Source organism: Enterovibrio norvegicus, from assembly GCF_002876705.1.
Taxonomy (GTDB): Bacteria; Pseudomonadota; Gammaproteobacteria; order Enterobacterales; family Vibrionaceae; genus Enterovibrio; species Enterovibrio norvegicus_B.
Map to the genome: position 1 here is coordinate 79472 of NZ_MDAG01000057.1, position 15694 is coordinate 95165.

Below are 15694 nucleotides of genomic sequence, written 5' to 3' on the forward strand. Positions count from 1 at the left end.
ACGGGTGAGTTTGCTGACATTGTCATCACAATGTCAGTCGACACTTAACTAAAAGACTTCGTTTTAAGCTAGGTTTTAAATTGTTCGGTAAGGCTCGCTAGCGCTGTTGATTGTTGGCTTAAGCCATTACTGACACTGTGCGTGCTAGTGATGGCTTCGGTTAATGTTTGGCTGCCTCGCTTTAACACTTGTCGTCGCTCAGTGAGTAGGCCTAACTCTCTGTGCTGTGACATGATCGCGGATTCTACAACAACACTGCGTTTTTCTAATCCTTCAAACGTCTGGCTCATCGCGCTCAAATGGTGTTGAAGTTCGACGCTCGCTTTTTGGTTATTCTCGCTGGCAAGCTTGGTGTCTCCAAGCAGACGGCTGGCGGCTTCTACGCTGTTTATCAATTCGTTAATCCAACCGCGTATGTCACCAGTTGACTGAGATGTTCGCTGAGAAAGACTACGGACTTCGTCTGCGACAACGGCGAACCCTCGACCATACTCACCAGCCCTTGCCGCTTCAATCGCTGCATTTAATGCGAGTAAGTTTGTCTGTTCTGCAATGCTTTCAATCACGTCCATCACACTTGCGATTTTCTTACTTGTGTCGGTGAGATCTTGCATGGTTGTTTCTACATTGCCGACGGTGGTGACGCTGTATGCGATGGATTTTTCTGTCGCTGTCATTTGCGATTGCAGCTCGCTGTTGCCTGCAACGAGGTTGCCAATGGATTCTCGGGTTTGGTGTATGGCAGACGCAATATCGGAGGTTGCTGTATCCATCACTGTTAGAGAATGTGCTACCTCGGTGATTTGATCCTGCGTGTTTTTATTGATGCTCGACACGGTTTTGTTTTGCTTGTCTAGCGTGTCTGATTGCTTGTCGAGTTCATCTGTTCTGGTTTTGATATCGGTGACGAACTGATTGAATTTTTCAAGTAGGTTATTGGTTGCCAGCGCGACGGCAGAGACTTCATCGTCGTACTTATCTTCAATTCTGACGGTAAGGTCTGAATGTAAATCTATTCCTGTGAGTGCTTTAGCAATACGTTTTAACCGCATTATTACAGTTTTTGTTAGCCAGAACATTAAGGAGAATGCAACGAGCAACGCTATGCCAATGGCACTAAAAATGACGTTCGCTTGTTGGTCTAGAAAATGGATCAGCCCATTGGCAGAGGCGTGTGCGTTTGTTTGCCGTTCAAAGAGCTTTTTATCTATTGAAACTAGAATAGGGTCAACGCTAGGGTACATATCAAAGTCAACTAAGCGGCCAGCGTCGTAATAGCTTTTCTCGTCAATCGCTTTCTCGAATTTTTGAATGTAAGTGTCGATCTTCTCCTTATTCGCCTGGTTCTCTTCTCGCCAAAGCGTTAATGAAGGGTATTGAGAAAGCTCTTGCCAACGGTATTCATAATTCGTTTTAAAAGCTTCGAATTGAGGTTCCACTTCATTCCAAAACAACAATTGTGCTTTGATTTTTTGGGAGAGTGTGACCAAGGCGCGATGATCACGCTCTAGCGCAATGAGAGTCCAGACTTCGGGCAGCTTTTTATTCACATATTCTGAGTAAGCGTCTGCTGATCGTGATGATATCCAGAGAGCAAGTCCACCCATGGCGATGGTGAGTGATGTGAAGAACAAAAATGCGATTAAAAGGCGCTGACGTATGCTCATAAGAAAGCCTAACAAGGGAATACAATGTCGCTAACCTAATGGGCGGTCATGTCAGGAAAGTTACAAAACTATCATTAGGCAACTCTGTTAGATTATGTGTGCTTTCCGTCGCGAATAATTGTATGTGTAAGTTCTTAAGTTTATATATTTGCGATAAAAGTACTGTTTTAATCGGGGTGAATGGTGATGTGTAGAAAAGAGTGCCGTTAGGAAAAGGCACTCTTTTGTGTTTTCAATTTATCGTTTCACCCAAGCGAGTTGCCAGCTTGTCCCTGTCCCTGGTGCGTAAACACTGGGTGTTCCGCTGCACCAAAGGCCATTCGGCCAGACAGACACTCAAAGCTTTCGCCATTGTTTGTGACGATGTCCCCTGCATTGTAATTCTGACCGACTTCATAGGCATTACCATTCGCTGGTGGCTCTGTAGGCGGCTCGGGTTCTGTTGGCGGATTCACAGGCGGCGTTGTTGGCGAACAGTCAACACTGCCGATGGCTTTCCAAACTCCCCATTCATTTGATTGAGACGGGTTGTCGCCTTGTGTCCACCATTTTGCTTGCCACGTTGTGTTTGCCCAATTTACCGTGTCGCCAGTGAGGTAAATTGTTCCTGGTTTCCATTCATCCTGACATGTACCCGTTGGTGGTGTTGATGGATCTTTGGCGATAGCAGACACCTTTGCTCGATATACGGTCGTGGTTTTATCAATGTCAAAGGTCAGGTTCGCTGTTGCTGTTCCTGCCATTGATGCGCCAAATTCAACCTCGATTTGGCAACTTTCACCTGCCGAGAGTGTTGCCATCGTACATTGGTCGTTTGCGATGACGGGTGAGGTTGCAACACCAGAGCCTGTTACGTTGACATTTTCTACGGTAAAGCCAACTGAGCCAGTGTTATTGATGGCAAACGTGTGCTGTTTAATGTCACCCCAATTAAATGCAGTCAGAGTCTCATTGGCTTTGTACTCAACAGACGGCACGTCATTGGAATTGCCAACAATCCCATCAACAAAACGTCGAAGCGCTGCGATATCACTGTATACGCCATACTTCCCAGGGCGTGCGCACCCAATGCCCCAGCTCACGATGCCAAGCTGAGTAATTTGTCCCGCTTGATTGATGACCAGTGGTCCACCACTGTCACCCTGGCATGAATCGATGCCGCCAGCAGGAATGCCGGCACAAAATGACACGCTGCCAACATTGGCATAGTTGCCACCAGATTGACGGCAAACTGCATCAGACACTAACGGAACATCGACTTCTTGCAGCACAGTAGGTGAGCTACCACCTTCAGATGTTCGACCGAGGCCTGCCACCGTAAGCGTATCGCCTTCAACTGCATATTGGCTGACGCTGCCCGCAGCGATATCAACGGCTTGCACACCAGAAGGAACGTTGGTGAGTTTAAGGAGGGCAATGTCATTGGCCAGTGTTCTTGTGTTGAAATTGGGGTGAATGAAAATTTGTTCAACATTGACGCGAACACCGTCGGTGCCGTTGTATCGAATACCGCCGATTTTGACGGCTATGTGGTTAGGGGCATCATTGTCGACACAGTGAGCGGCGGTGAGCACATACCCGTCACCGATATAGCTAGCGCCACAGAATGAGCGATTGCTTGGACGGTTAACAATTTGCGTATAGAAAGCCCAATTTTCTGGTGCTGCGGGTTTACCGCCGACAATACGCGGACTGACATCTTTTGTCTCAAGAGGTTGTGCGAGCAACAAGCTCGGCGCGAACGCAGCGCCAATAAAAAGTGTAGCGAGTTTCTTGTTCAATGGGTTCTCCTTGACTATTCACGTTGGGTATTGATGACCCATATAAAATCAAGCAGATGAATGTATGTCTCTCCAAGCTGTGGCATGTGAAATTTATGATTTGCGATTAATAGTTCGAAAGTCACTGAGCGCTTAATTACATTTCGATGAAATCAGTGGTTTGGCACCAAATCGCGGTCATAGAATGCGGTGAGAGGTTAATTCTTTTGCAAGAAAAATAGGCATTCATTGTCCGAGGTTTGCTTTTACTTTTAGTTCTCGAATACACATTTCGTAAAAATCATAAGCTTGTGGAGACATAACACGCGCCTTGAGACGGAATATCCCAATCTGTCGCTCTACGTAGGGGGAGGCCAGCGGCAGCCAAGTGAGGTTTTTGGCGTTATCGGGGAAGGCGAGGCGAGGGAGCGTCGTAATGCCGATACCCAATTCGAGCACGGAAAATAGCGACGTGATGTTTTCAACTGTGTAGAGCGCTGTGTTTGTTAACGCATTGGCTGGTGTGGATTCAAGTAGGGAGCAGGTCCCGTTTTTAATGAAGGGGTAGGGTGTGAGCACCTCCCAGTCGATAGGCAATGTGTGTTGAGTAAGGGGGTGATCGCTCAGGCAGACAATGCCGACGGGGTCTGCCAGCAATGGGATAAATTCAATGCGCTCATCTTGAATGTGCAGGCAATTCCCCAGTGCAACATCCACTTCTCCTGCCAATAGTCGATTTTCTACGCCAGCAGCAGTGTCATCCACCAGCACGACTTCAACCTCTGGGTGGCTTTCCGTGTAGGTTGCCAGAATACGGGGGATCAGCTTTGCGGCCACTGAAGGCACGCTTGCGATTCTCACTTGTCCCAATTGCCCGGCCGCTGCTGCGCGAAGATCGGAATTGAGGTCCTCATACAGCTTTAAGAACTGATTAATTTTGGGTAAACACAGGTCGCCAAACGGCGTGAGTTTCGCTTTGTGTCCTGAATCAAACAGTGATTGCCCGAGAATTTTCTCTAACTCTTTTACTGACGTCGACAAGGCGGCTTGCGAGCGATTTGCTTTGGAAGCCGCTGCCCGAAACCCTCCCTGTTCTACCACCAATGAAAAATGCCTAAGCTGTTGAAGTTTGATGTCCATCTTTCACGTCCTGCTGATTTATTCCTCTCCCCTCCTATTGATAAATAAAATTGAACAATTGTCAAAAATTAACCGTTAGATTTATCAAAATGAAAGGTGCAATATGTAAATCAAATGAAACGAAATGGTTAAATGGATGCGAGCGCCATGTCTTTAAATACCTCTTCACCTACCCGTAAAACCGCTGTGCCGACACAGCTTTTTGCCTCAAAAGCGCCGTTGGAATGGGCGGTTACGCACAATGGAACGCTTTATACGGCTCAAATTCCTATTGATGCCCAGGGCCAGCTTACTGAGGGGGGTATTGAAGCACAAACGCGTCAAACGCTAGATAACCTCGCGCACACTCTCGAATGCGCAGGAGTGGGGTTGGATGCGGTATTGCAGGTGCTTATCTATGTCACAGACAGAAGCTACCTTGCCACGGTCAACAGCGTCTACGCCGAGTATTTTACCGCGCCTTATCCAAACCGAGCCGCCATGGTTGTTGCTGGGTTAGCAAGAGAGGGCATGCTGGTGGAACTCGCGGTGTATGCAGCCGTGCCAAACACAGACTAAGCTCGCAGTAAGCAATACAGGTTTTGAACACGAATTTAGATAACAGAATCAAGGATTTCTCATGACGTATAACACGGAAAGCGCACTCTACATCGACGGTCAATGGCTACAAGGCGCAAACACAGTTGCAAACGTTAATCCGTCTGATACATCACAGTCACTTGGTGATTTTGCTCAAGCAAGTTTGTCTCAGGTTCAACAAGCGATTGATGCCGCGAGAAATGCGCAGCCTTCATGGGAAAGCACCCCGCTCGAATTCAAACAAAAAGTGCTGAACACCATTGGTGATGAGCTGATTGCGCGCTGCGATGAGTTAGGGCGTTTGCTGTCGATGGAAGAAGGCAAGCCTTTTGCTGAAGGGCGTGGTGAGATTTATCGTTCAGGCCAATTTTTTCAATACTACGCAGCAGAAGTGTTACGTCAAATGGGCGACATTGCCGATTCCGTGCGCCCTGATGTGACGGTGGAAGTGACGCGTGAAGCGGTAGGTGTTGTGGCAATCATTTCACCGTGGAATTTCCCAACGGCCACTGCGGCTTGGAAAATCGCCCCAGCGCTTGCGTTTGGTAACAGTGTGATTTGGAAACCCGCCAATCTGACACCGGCTAGCGCAGTGGCGCTGACGGACATCATCCACCGTGCGGGCGTTCACCCTGGTGCGTTTAACTTGCTTCTGGGTTCTGGTGCCCAAGTGGGTGACACTTTGATCAATAGCCCAGATATCGATGCCGTGAGCTTCACGGGTTCTGTCGATGTTGGCCGCACCGTTGCTGCGGCAACCGCACCAAACTTTGTGCGCTGCCAGCTCGAAATGGGCAGTAAAAATGCCTTGGTTATTGCGAGCGATGCGGATTTGAAATCGGCTGTTGATGCAACGATCGCGGGTTCATTTTCAGGCACTGGCCAAAAATGTACGGCGTCGTCACGTCTCGTGGTGATGGAAGACATTCATGATGCGTATGTAGAAGCACTGATTCAGCGCATGTCAGAACTCAAAGTCGGTCATGCCTTGGAAGATGGCGTGTTTATGGGCCCTGTGGTTGATGAACGCCAGCTTAGCGCAAACATGAGTTGGGTAGAGCGTGCAAAAGAACACGGCGCGGATCTGGCCTTTGGTGGCGAGCGACTTGATCGTGAACACAACGGTTTTTATATGTCACCAACGCTTTTCCTGAACACTGACAACAGTTGGGACATCAACCAGGAAGAGCTGTTTGCACCCATGGCGTGTGTGCAAAAGGTGAGCTCACTTGAAGAAGCGATCGCGACCGTGAATGACACACGTTTTGGTCTGACAGCGGGCATTGTGACGCAGAGCCTGCGCAGCAGCACCTTGTTTAAGCGCCAAGCGCAAACCGGTTGTGTGATGGTGAACTTGCCAACCGCAGGTACGGATTACCACGTCCCGTTTGGTGGTCGTAAAGAATCGAGCTTTGGGCCACGAGAGCAAGGCCAATATGCCCGTGATTTCTACACCATTGTAAAGACGGCTTACCAGCGCCCTTACTGAGTTTTTCCGAGTATTTAACAACGATATTTCATGTTTATCTTAGAGGTGTGTTTCTACACACCTCTCCCTAAACACATTCTAACGTTACACACCGCGAACATTTGCAAGGAGTCAGCATGTATCAAGACCACCTTATTATCGATGGTTTGCAGTACTGCAACTGGAACAGAGCTTACTTCGAACAGCTCAAAGAAAGTGGTGTGACGGCGATTCATGCCACCTTGGTGTACCACGAAACGGCCCGTGAAACGCTAACGCGTTTTGCTGAGTGGAATTTACTCTTTGAGCAAAATCCTGACCTGATCATGCCCGTCATGTCGATGAGCGATGTGGTGAAAGCCAAAGAAGAAGGCAAAGTTGGCGTATTTTTCGGCGCGCAAAACTGTTCGCCACTGGATGACGAAATCGGCATGGTCGAGGTGATGAGAAAGCAGGGTTTGCTCATCATGCAATTGACGTATAACAACCAAAGCCTGCTGGCGACGGGTTGCTACGAGAAAAACGACAGCGGTATTACGCGCTTCGGTAAACAAGTGATTGAAGAGATGAATCGCGTGGGCATGGTGATTGACATGTCGCACAGTGCGGAACGTTCAACGTTGGAAACCATCGATCTTTCGTCGCGCCCCATTTGCATTAGCCATGCAAACCCTTCCTCAGCGCACGCAGCGCTTCGAAACAAATCAGACACTGTGATCCGTGCATTGGCGGAAAGAGGCGGCCTGCTTGGTTTTAGCCTTTATCCATTCCATTTGCCCGATGGCAGTGATTGCACCTTAGAAAGATTCTGTTCGCTCATTGCAGATACTGCCGAAATGGTAGGGATCGATCGTTTAGCCATTGGCAGCGATTTGTGCCTGAACCAGCCACAAAGCGTACTGGAATGGATGCGAAATGGACGTTGGTCAAAGAGCCTCGATTTTGGAGAAGGTTCGGCCAACAACTCGGGTTGGCCTGCGGCGCTGCCGTGGTTCCCCGATAGTAGCGGTATGAAGAACATCTTTAAGGGACTTCGCGATAAAGGGTTTTCAGAAACGGAGACGGCCAAGATCCTTGGCGGAAACTGGATCGAATTCCTCGATGCTGGCTTAAAACCAGCGGAATAACTTACTGCGGCTGAAGGATTTGCCTCCTGCTGTCAACGAAACGGGCACCGTGGCTCTGACCATTGTGTTCGCCATCATGTGGAGACAGAAGATGTCTGACTTACTCAACTCAGAGAAAACCGTGCCAGAGGCACAAAGCACCATTGAAAAACTTGGGTTAAACAACCCTGTGTTATGGATGAGCGGAGGGTTTTTGACTGCGTTCGTTGTGCTTGCACTGGTTGATAACGAACTGTTGTCGAGCCTTGTAAATGCAGGCTTTGCTTGGTCAGTGAAAATATTTGGGCCTTATTGGCAGTTGCTGCTGCTGATTACGTTCTTGGTCGGTATGGGTCTTGCGATAAGCCCAACCACATCGAAAGTCCGCTTGGGTGGTCTTGAGAAACCAGAGCTAGACGGTTTCAAATGGTTAGCCATTATTCTGTGTACGCTACTTGCAGGTGGTGGAGTATTCTGGGCGGCGGCAGAGCCGATTGCTCACTTTGTGAATCCTCCTCCGTTGTATGGTACGCCTGAAGGCAATATTCAACGCCAAGCGTTCAATGCCTTATCACAGTCTTTCATGCACTGGGGCTTTTTGGCTTGGGCCATTCTTGGCACGCTAACAACCATAGTGTTGATGCACCTTCACTACGACAAAGGCCTTCCACTTAAACCGCGCACACTTTTGTATCCAGTTTTTGGCGATCGCGTGTTAACAGGCTTTTTCGGTTCTTTCATTGATGCATGCTGCATCGTGGCAGTGGCGGCGGGTACCATTGGTCCTATCGGCTTCTTGGGCTTGCAAGTCAGTTACGCGTTAAATGCGTTGTTCGACTTGCCTGATGGCTTTACCACGCAGTTCATCATTATTTTGGGTGCCATTGCGATTTACACCATCTCTGCACTGAGTGGGGTAAACCGAGGCATTCAAATTTTGAGCCGCTACAACATCATTCTGGCTGTTGGCTTGATGATATACATCCTTCTTGTTGGCCCAACTGATTTCATTATCAACGGTTACGTTCAGGGTGTGGGCACAATGATTGACAACTTTATCCCGATGGCGACGTTCCGCGGTGATATGGGTTGGTTGAGCTGGTGGACAGTGTTCTTCTGGGGATGGTTCCTTGGTTATGGACCAATGATGGCCATCTTCATTGCGCGAATCTCTCGTGGACGCACCATTCGACAGTTGGTCACGACGATTAGCATTATCGCACCGCTTATTACGTGTTTCTGGTTCTCGATTGTTGGTGGTTCTGGTTTGGCGTTTGAAATGGCGAACCCAGGTTCTGTGAGTGCGGCATTTGAAGGGTTTAACTTGCCAGCCTCTTTGCTTGCGATCACACAGCAACTCCCGTTCCCTATGATTGTGTCTATTTTGTTCCTGATTTTAACCACGATCTTCATCGTCACCACGGGTGACTCCATGACCTACACCATCAGTGTGGTGATCAGTGGTGAAACAGAACCGAATGCGCTTATTCGCTCATTCTGGGGTGTAATGATGGGGGCAACAGCCATCATCTTGATTTCCCTAGGGGCGGGTGGTGTATCGGCACTGCAATCTTTCATTGTGATTACCGCGGTACCTGTGTCGCTCATTTTGCTTCCTGCACTTTGGAATGCGCCACAAATCGCAATGAAGATGGCGACAGCGCAAGGGCTTAGATAACCCGCTGACGCAAATTGGACAGAAATATGCCGTTTCGGAACATCACGAACTCGTGATGTTCCGGATAATTATGGATAAGGACAAATAGGTAACGTCCCAGAATCATAGGTGAGCATGAATGAACGCGAGCTTTGCCAAGGAATCTGAGAATACGCTCCGAGACCCTGCAATCGTTATGGCCCCAACACGTTTGGGCGCCATGCACCAAACCCGCATCAGCTTTGTTCGATCGCTGATCAGAAAAATGGCGAGTGAAAATTGGAAAGTGTCGCAAGCCCTTTGGAAAATGAGTGACAAGGGTTTTGGCACCGCAGTTTACGAACTTGAAGCTTCTTATGACACATACCAATTGGTTGTCTTCTCTGATGCGATTGCAGATGAAGATCGAAATGACCGTGTCATTGCTGAAAAATGGGATGTCACCTTCGCGCTGATCCGTGGGCGTGTAGATATGAGCACCATTGAGCAACTCCGTCAAAATGTTCCCCTACAAGAAGCAGGTCGTAATTCTTCCCGTGTGCTGGTGTTGGCGCGTGCAAACAAAAGCGTGCGCGTATTCGAGCACTTGGTGTCGTCATTGGCACAAGGCGAACAGCCAAACACGGCTGAGATTGCCCGCGTGGGGTATATCCTCCGTACCACGGCTGTTTACGGCAATGGGAAGTTTGGCATTGCAGATTTTGAAACCCTGCAGAGCAACGAAGATTTTAATTTAACGTTCAGCGCCCAAATGTGTGCGGTGTATATTCTTCGTCAATTCAGTCTGGATTGGGTCGAGTATATTGCCAAGCAGCGCGGCGGTGAAAAAGCATCAACAATTTGTCCTGAATTGAAACGTTACCTCGGCATAGGTAATGCGACGGGCTTGGGCATGGCTCCGTATCTTATTCGTCATCCTCGCGTGGTGGATCGCTGGTTGTCACAACGTGAAATGGCGTTGGCTTCAGCCTGCTCACAGAGTGTGAATGAAGAGAGTACAAACCGTGTGTGTGGCTTACTGAAAAAAGCCCAAACGCACTTTGAGCAAATCATCACGATCAACGAACAGCAACAAGCGTTGAATGTGGAATGCATCGCGCAGATCCCTGCTTTGATGACACGCATACGACAGCAGTTTTCACCGTTCAACACTTGGGGTGATGTGCTTGATAGTGCGAGCGATTTGAGCTTGGAAACGCAAGAGGTACTTGCTACTTGCATCATGGAGATCTTTCCTGAATGTGTTGATCGCTTCATCGACAAGCTGAATACAGACGAATCTCTATCACTTGATCCGGGTATCAGTGTGAAAGACATGCTGGAGGTAATGGAAACCCGTTACCGTTGGGCGATTGATATCGACTTTACTGAGCCAGAAAACAAGTATTGGTTTTGGTATCGTTCACAAGATAAAGAAGAGCCAAGAATGGGTGTTCGCGGCCAGGAGCCTGGAGAAGAACGCGAATTACCTTTGGACGTTGGACGTCAAGTGTCGAGATTGTATGCGGCACTGCAACAGGCGGATCCGTCATTGTCTTTGGCGCACTTTTTGTTGAGTAATCCTTCTCATCGCGTGATTTCACGACGTGTGTGGACCATGGCACAGCAGCCGATGGGCGATATTCAAATGAATGTCTTGTCAGAACGTGCATTACCCATGCATTTGTTGCGCTGTAAATTGTCGATGTTTGGTGCGACTAAGTTTGACCCTCGATCAGACCGTTGGGTGCGTGTGACCTTATTCCAAGGTGCGCCTTTGGTGAGTGATCTCGCTGCTAAACGGTTTGAGGAAAGCTGGTTGTTTCCATTGATGCCTTGTACTGAGTGCGAAGTGACAGCGTTGGCAACGTGTAAGCGAGGGGTGTTGGCATGATGTATCTCTCTCACAATGAACTGGTTACCCTGTGCAGTAAGGCTTATGAAAGCTTACATCGCCAATGTGGGGAATCGGATGTGATTGCTAACATGGTGGCAGATTTAGAAATGTCAGGGTTAAAAGGCGTCTCTCATTTTGTGTCATCCATGGATTTTTTGGCGGCAGAGCCTGACGTACCTGTTGGCGCTTTTCTGACAAACGATGCCACCATTTCTGCGGATTTGAAGGGTGCGAGTCTACTGAACCATTTTCCTGCTTTGATCGATGTTTCTATGGATCAAATGATCGGTCGCTCAGCCATTCGTATTGAAATTCTGAACAGCCATAACCGCTGGTTTGCGTACGGTGAATTGCTCAAGCTGGCTGGGAAGGGATTGTCAGTTCGCGCGCAGTGGAGCAATAGCCAAGCGCCGTTTCATGTGGATTGTGTGTGGAATGCGGGGCGACGTTTTCCTGATATCTATTTCAGTGAATTGCCCCAATTACCTAAAAAATGTCTGCATATCGACGTTCAACAGTCGGCGTTTACTGCGGAAGATTTTGGTCCCTTTACAACATGTATCACGGCAAAGTCTTTGTCTGAAGCTGACCGCAGAGCATGGAGAGACGGTATCGAGATTGATGAGTCCCATTGGCAGGTTCTGAAGCATTACGCGTCACGTAATCTAGTCGAAAGCAGTGAGCAATCAAAAATGGGGGCGGGTGGTCAATAGCTCGTGTAAACATGTTTTGATTCGTTCAAGCAAGCTCGGTGTAAATCGGGCTTTTTTTGTACGTGTTTTTGCTGGATCGGAACGAGGTAAGGTGTTGAGGAAGGAAACTGAACATAGCGTGTTACAGAGGGTGTGAGGTTTACTGATGTTCTATCTGGCAGTCAAACGAGGGTGGTCAACTGCCAGTTTTCCCCGATGTTAAAAGCGCGTTGGGCTTCTAACATACTCTAAGGTATTCGTGCCTTACAGCACGCCGCCCCAGTACATTGCATTAAACATGGTAAACGCGATAGTTGCGCCCATTAGTACAAAAAGTGGTGCGTTCTTAGAGACTTTAGCGACGATTTTCTGTGACACGAGTTATTCCTCTTGGTGAAATTTCGAGCAGATTATGCAATTTAATGTGAGCTTGATCAACAGGAATAAAGCGAAAAGTGAAAGTTTTTTGTACGGTGTTTTTTACAGGCAGACACGCATGTTTACTGGCTTGGCTAACGCCTTGTTTTAGCTAGAAGTTGTAAAATTCGTAAAATACTGGGTGTTGAGATGAAGCAGTGGGGATACGGACTTTCTGTATAGGGAAGCGGCAGATGTGTACGGAAAATAAAAAGCCAGCGTAGAGAAATTCTCGATGCTGGCTTTTATTGGTTGGCTCTGTGTTACTTAATCGACCTTGTGTCGTTTAATCAACCATGATTTGCGATTGCGCAATCATGGCATCGATGACCGCCGCGCTTATTTGCTCTGGAGCAACACCAGCGATGGTCACGCCATAATCGCTGGCGAAGTCAACAACACTCTTATTCTCAAATACGATTTGCTGGTCGATATCGCCATTGCCTTCAGATGATATTTGCAGTGTGGCGTTACCACTCGGGTTATCGATGAAATTCAAGTATTGGCCGATGCTCTCTTCATGTTCGTTTTGTAGCAAGTTCGACAGATCGAGAGTGTCTTCAGATGTATTGAAATCGCCAATGGTATCGACAGCGGGTGACGCCGCAGTACCCATGTCGTCGAGTTCGAACACAAAGGTGTCTTCTCCCGCACCACCATAAAGCGTGTCGTTGCCTGCACCGCCAATGACGGTGTCATCACCCATGCCTAAATCAATGGTGTCATTCCCAGCACCGCCATGAATGATGTCATCGCCGAGCAACCCCAAAAGCACATCGTCACCGCTGTTACCGCGAATGATGTCTGCGTCTTCACCACCAACAAAGGTGATGCTGTTGAGGTCGATAATGTCTGACAGCCCAGTATCTGCGAGGCTATCGTAGTAGCTGTTGATATCCGCTTCTGTGTGACCAATTACGATAACCACTTCTGTTTTACTGCCATCAGTGGCTTGCAACGAAAGGGTATCTTGAATCGTGTCTCCTGCTGGAATGGTAGGCAGAAGGGAAGGGTCGACGGTATATGTCCAGTTGCCATTGACCAATGTGAGGCTACCGTAACTTCCAGACTCTGTGGTGTTAGCAAACACCGCCGCCAAATCTCCGTCAGCATTCACTATCGATAACGTGCCAGTCGCTGTTGTTTGACTAAGGTTAAGTGCAAGCGAGTCTGTATTGTTACCGATGACACTGTTGGCGACATAGGGTTTGTTGCCCGTGACATCGATAACGATGTTTTGTTGTGCGCCATTGGTTGCGGTGACAGTAAAGGTGTCTTGCGCCACCTCATTCGTATCTAAACTTTGGGCTTTATCGCGCTCTAGCGTGTAAGTCCAAGTACCATTCACCAACGTAAAGGTGCCATATTCGCCGTTGATGGTTGTGTCGTTGAATACAGGTACGTCGCTTGAGTCTGGGTCTATAAACGCGACTGAGCCAGATACAGTAAGCACATCTTCATCGCCAATGTCTATTTTGGCAGTGGCGGAGTTACTGTCAGCATCAACCAAGTAATAGCTACCATCTTCGGTTTGAACGATAACGGGAGGCGTCCAATCATTTTCAATATCGTCAACGGTTGATTGATAGACGAGCTTGCCATCATCGCTAATGGTGTAGAGGTCGACCCCTTCTACTTTGTTGGCGGTGACGTAAACGGGTTGCCCTTCGATGTATCCAGCCGATGCGAAGTAATGTCCATTGCCAGTGATGGTGTCAGTGAGGGTCAACGTCCCCGTGTTGCTTAGCTCATAAATGCTTGCAGAATCACGGTCATTGTTGGAATAGATGACGTAAGTTCTACCATCCGGCGTGTGGTAAAAGTTGACGGAAGATGCATTTCCATTGTTTGGAATTTGTGTATCAACCAGCGTCAATTCACCGTTACTTTGATTCACCGAGAAGGTTTTTATATTGTCTCGCGATGAGGTAACAACGAAGGTGCTGTAGTTGTCGAGTGTGATGATATCTATGGCTGAGACTGCATCGCCACCATCAATGAATTCGTTATTGTTGGTGATTTGACCCGTGACAGGATCATAAGTGAATTTGGAGACCCCATCGCCTCCTGGGCGTGTGGCAAAGATATACTCCGTGCCATCTTCTGCTTCAAACACCACGTTCTCACCAATGCTTCTTTTAGAATCTTCTGCATTGATAAAGCTTTTTCCGCCATTGAATGAAAGGGTGCCAGCGTCTGAAATTGACCATGCAGTGATAGAAGATCCGCTGTTGGATGTCAAAAACAGTGTTTCGACACCATCAACGTTAAAGGCATTGGAATGGGTCAAGTTGCTAAAGGCGATATCGTCGATACCCGCCGCGGTCAGTGCTGCAGAGAGGTCGCCGGCAGACGTCGATTCAATGGTGTTATTCGCGGCGTCGTAGGTAATGCGGTCAGTTTCTGTCAACGTGCCGTCATTGTTGACGCGCGAAATGGTTGCCATACCACCTGCACCACCCGTTGTGGTTGAAATGACAAAAGCAAAACCTGTGACCGACATGGTCGTTGTCGTTCGCGTGGGTTGTGTACCGTTAGAGATCGCGTCATTGGGGCTTGTCAGGTTACTGCCTTCATTTGGGTTTACATCAAAACCAAGAAAGTTGACGCTGCCTGTCAGCGTGCCAGTAAATACTGCTGGTTGGTCGGGCGTGACGGGAGGAGGGGTAACAGGAGAGGTGTCGTCAGCCGTTATTGGAATGAAACGTAATGATGCACTGATTTCATCATCATCACCGCCAGCAGAATCAGTCGCTAATGCACTATCGTCCAGAGCAAAATCAGCAACAACTTGTACGTGTTCACTGCCCGATTCAACGATAGGGGGAGCGGTAATGGATGATCCTAGAAGGTCTGGACCTGCTTCTGGTTCTGAATCCTCTTCGTTGAGAGGATCTTCTCCACGCTCCAATGCTTCGATGATCTGTTGAACATCGGCAGGAAGGTCGTCTAGAGCGACTTCTTGACCATCTTGCGTGGCAACACCAAGATCTCCCTCATTGGTATTGCTGTCATTATCGATGTCGCTGTTTTTCGCTGCCGATTTTGAAGGAATGAGAATATCACCCTCTGAAAGGGTGGGATTATCGGAAGCAATTTGAATAGAACCATCAGCTTTTATGATATATGCATTTCCGGATGCTAGACCGAGAACTGAATTCGGCATTATGCACTCCTGTTGTCCGCGTCTTTAAATTATATTTATGTGTATTTTTATCTGTCAGAATTTATAAGAAAATCAGCGCTGAAATATCGCCCATTCTCGCACAACATGATTTTATCCATCTAACAATTGAGACTAACGACTAATTATGTTTGAACACTGTAAATAT

9 protein-coding genes and 1 pseudogene are annotated in these 15694 nt (G+C 48.0%); 6 read left to right on the forward strand and 4 right to left on the reverse strand.

Going from position 1 to position 15694, the window contains the following annotated elements:
• Positions 1-68: 68 nt before the first annotated feature.
• From BCT27_RS19915 to BCT27_RS19925, 3 genes and pseudogenes are all read right to left on the reverse strand, one after another.
• Positions 69-1667 carry a methyl-accepting chemotaxis protein gene (locus tag BCT27_RS19915; protein ID WP_102396560.1) on the reverse strand — a complete coding sequence of 533 codons (1599 nt, stop codon included), beginning with the start codon at positions 1665-1667 and terminating at the stop codon, positions 69-71.
• Positions 1668-1904: 237 nt separating this feature from the next.
• Positions 1905-3448 (reverse strand): annotated as a pseudogene (locus BCT27_RS19920) (trypsin-like serine protease).
• A gap of 225 nt (positions 3449-3673) precedes the next feature.
• Positions 3674-4567, reverse strand: coding sequence for a LysR family transcriptional regulator (locus BCT27_RS19925; protein ID WP_102319079.1), 894 nt, complete (start codon positions 4565-4567; stop codon positions 3674-3676).
• A gap of 147 nt (positions 4568-4714) precedes the next feature.
• Between BCT27_RS19925 and BCT27_RS19930 the strand changes: the two genes are divergently transcribed.
• The 6 genes from BCT27_RS19930 to BCT27_RS19955 all read left to right on the forward strand — a co-directional run bounded on the left by BCT27_RS19930 (position 4715) and on the right by BCT27_RS19955 (position 11966).
• On the forward strand, positions 4715-5125 hold the full coding sequence (locus BCT27_RS19930; protein WP_198597596.1) for a RidA family protein: 411 nt from the start codon (positions 4715-4717) through the stop codon (positions 5123-5125).
• A 61-nt stretch (positions 5126-5186) separates the two neighbouring features.
• Positions 5187-6635, forward strand: a complete 1449-nt coding sequence (locus tag BCT27_RS19935) for an aldehyde dehydrogenase family protein (RefSeq protein ID WP_102319077.1) — start codon at positions 5187-5189, stop codon at positions 6633-6635.
• A gap of 116 nt (positions 6636-6751) precedes the next feature.
• Complete coding sequence (locus BCT27_RS19940; protein WP_102396562.1) at positions 6752-7741, forward strand: membrane dipeptidase; 990 nt, start codon at positions 6752-6754, stop codon at positions 7739-7741.
• A 91-nt stretch (positions 7742-7832) separates the two neighbouring features.
• Positions 7833-9398, forward strand: a complete 1566-nt coding sequence (locus BCT27_RS19945) for a BCCT family transporter (protein ID WP_198597597.1) — start codon at positions 7833-7835, stop codon at positions 9396-9398.
• 118 nt (positions 9399-9516) lie between these two features.
• Complete coding sequence (locus BCT27_RS19950) at positions 9517-11250, forward strand: hypothetical protein (protein ID WP_102319074.1); 1734 nt, start codon at positions 9517-9519, stop codon at positions 11248-11250.
• Complete coding sequence (locus BCT27_RS19955; protein WP_241905217.1) at positions 11247-11966, forward strand: DUF3726 domain-containing protein; 720 nt, start codon at positions 11247-11249, stop codon at positions 11964-11966. Before BCT27_RS19950 ends, BCT27_RS19955 begins: the two co-directional genes overlap by 4 nt.
• A gap of 682 nt (positions 11967-12648) precedes the next feature.
• Here BCT27_RS19955 and BCT27_RS19960 read toward each other — a convergent pair.
• On the reverse strand, positions 12649-15528 hold the full coding sequence (locus tag BCT27_RS19960; RefSeq protein WP_102396563.1) for a VCBS domain-containing protein: 2880 nt from the start codon (positions 15526-15528) through the stop codon (positions 12649-12651).
• Positions 15529-15694 lie beyond the last annotated feature (166 nt).

What these genes read in the sequence shown, in the direction of transcription:
- BCT27_RS19915 (WP_102396560.1), bottom strand. Translation starts at nt 1,667, where the DNA reads ATGAGCATACGTCAGCGCCTTTTAATCGCATTTTTGTTCTTCACATCA.
- BCT27_RS19925 (WP_102319079.1), bottom strand. Translation starts at nt 4,567, where the DNA reads ATGGACATCAAACTTCAACAGCTTAGGCATTTTTCATTGGTGGTAGAA.
- BCT27_RS19930 (WP_198597596.1), top strand. Translation starts at nt 4,715, where the DNA reads ATGTCTTTAAATACCTCTTCACCTACCCGTAAAACCGCTGTGCCGACA.
- BCT27_RS19935 (WP_102319077.1), top strand. Translation starts at nt 5,187, where the DNA reads ATGACGTATAACACGGAAAGCGCACTCTACATCGACGGTCAATGGCTA.
- BCT27_RS19940 (WP_102396562.1), top strand. Translation starts at nt 6,752, where the DNA reads ATGTATCAAGACCACCTTATTATCGATGGTTTGCAGTACTGCAACTGG.
- BCT27_RS19945 (WP_198597597.1), top strand. Translation starts at nt 7,833, where the DNA reads ATGTCTGACTTACTCAACTCAGAGAAAACCGTGCCAGAGGCACAAAGC.
- BCT27_RS19950 (WP_102319074.1), top strand. Translation starts at nt 9,517, where the DNA reads ATGAACGCGAGCTTTGCCAAGGAATCTGAGAATACGCTCCGAGACCCT.
- BCT27_RS19955 (WP_241905217.1), top strand. Translation starts at nt 11,247, where the DNA reads ATGATGTATCTCTCTCACAATGAACTGGTTACCCTGTGCAGTAAGGCT.
- BCT27_RS19960 (WP_102396563.1), bottom strand. Translation starts at nt 15,528, where the DNA reads ATGCCGAATTCAGTTCTCGGTCTAGCATCCGGAAATGCATATATCATA.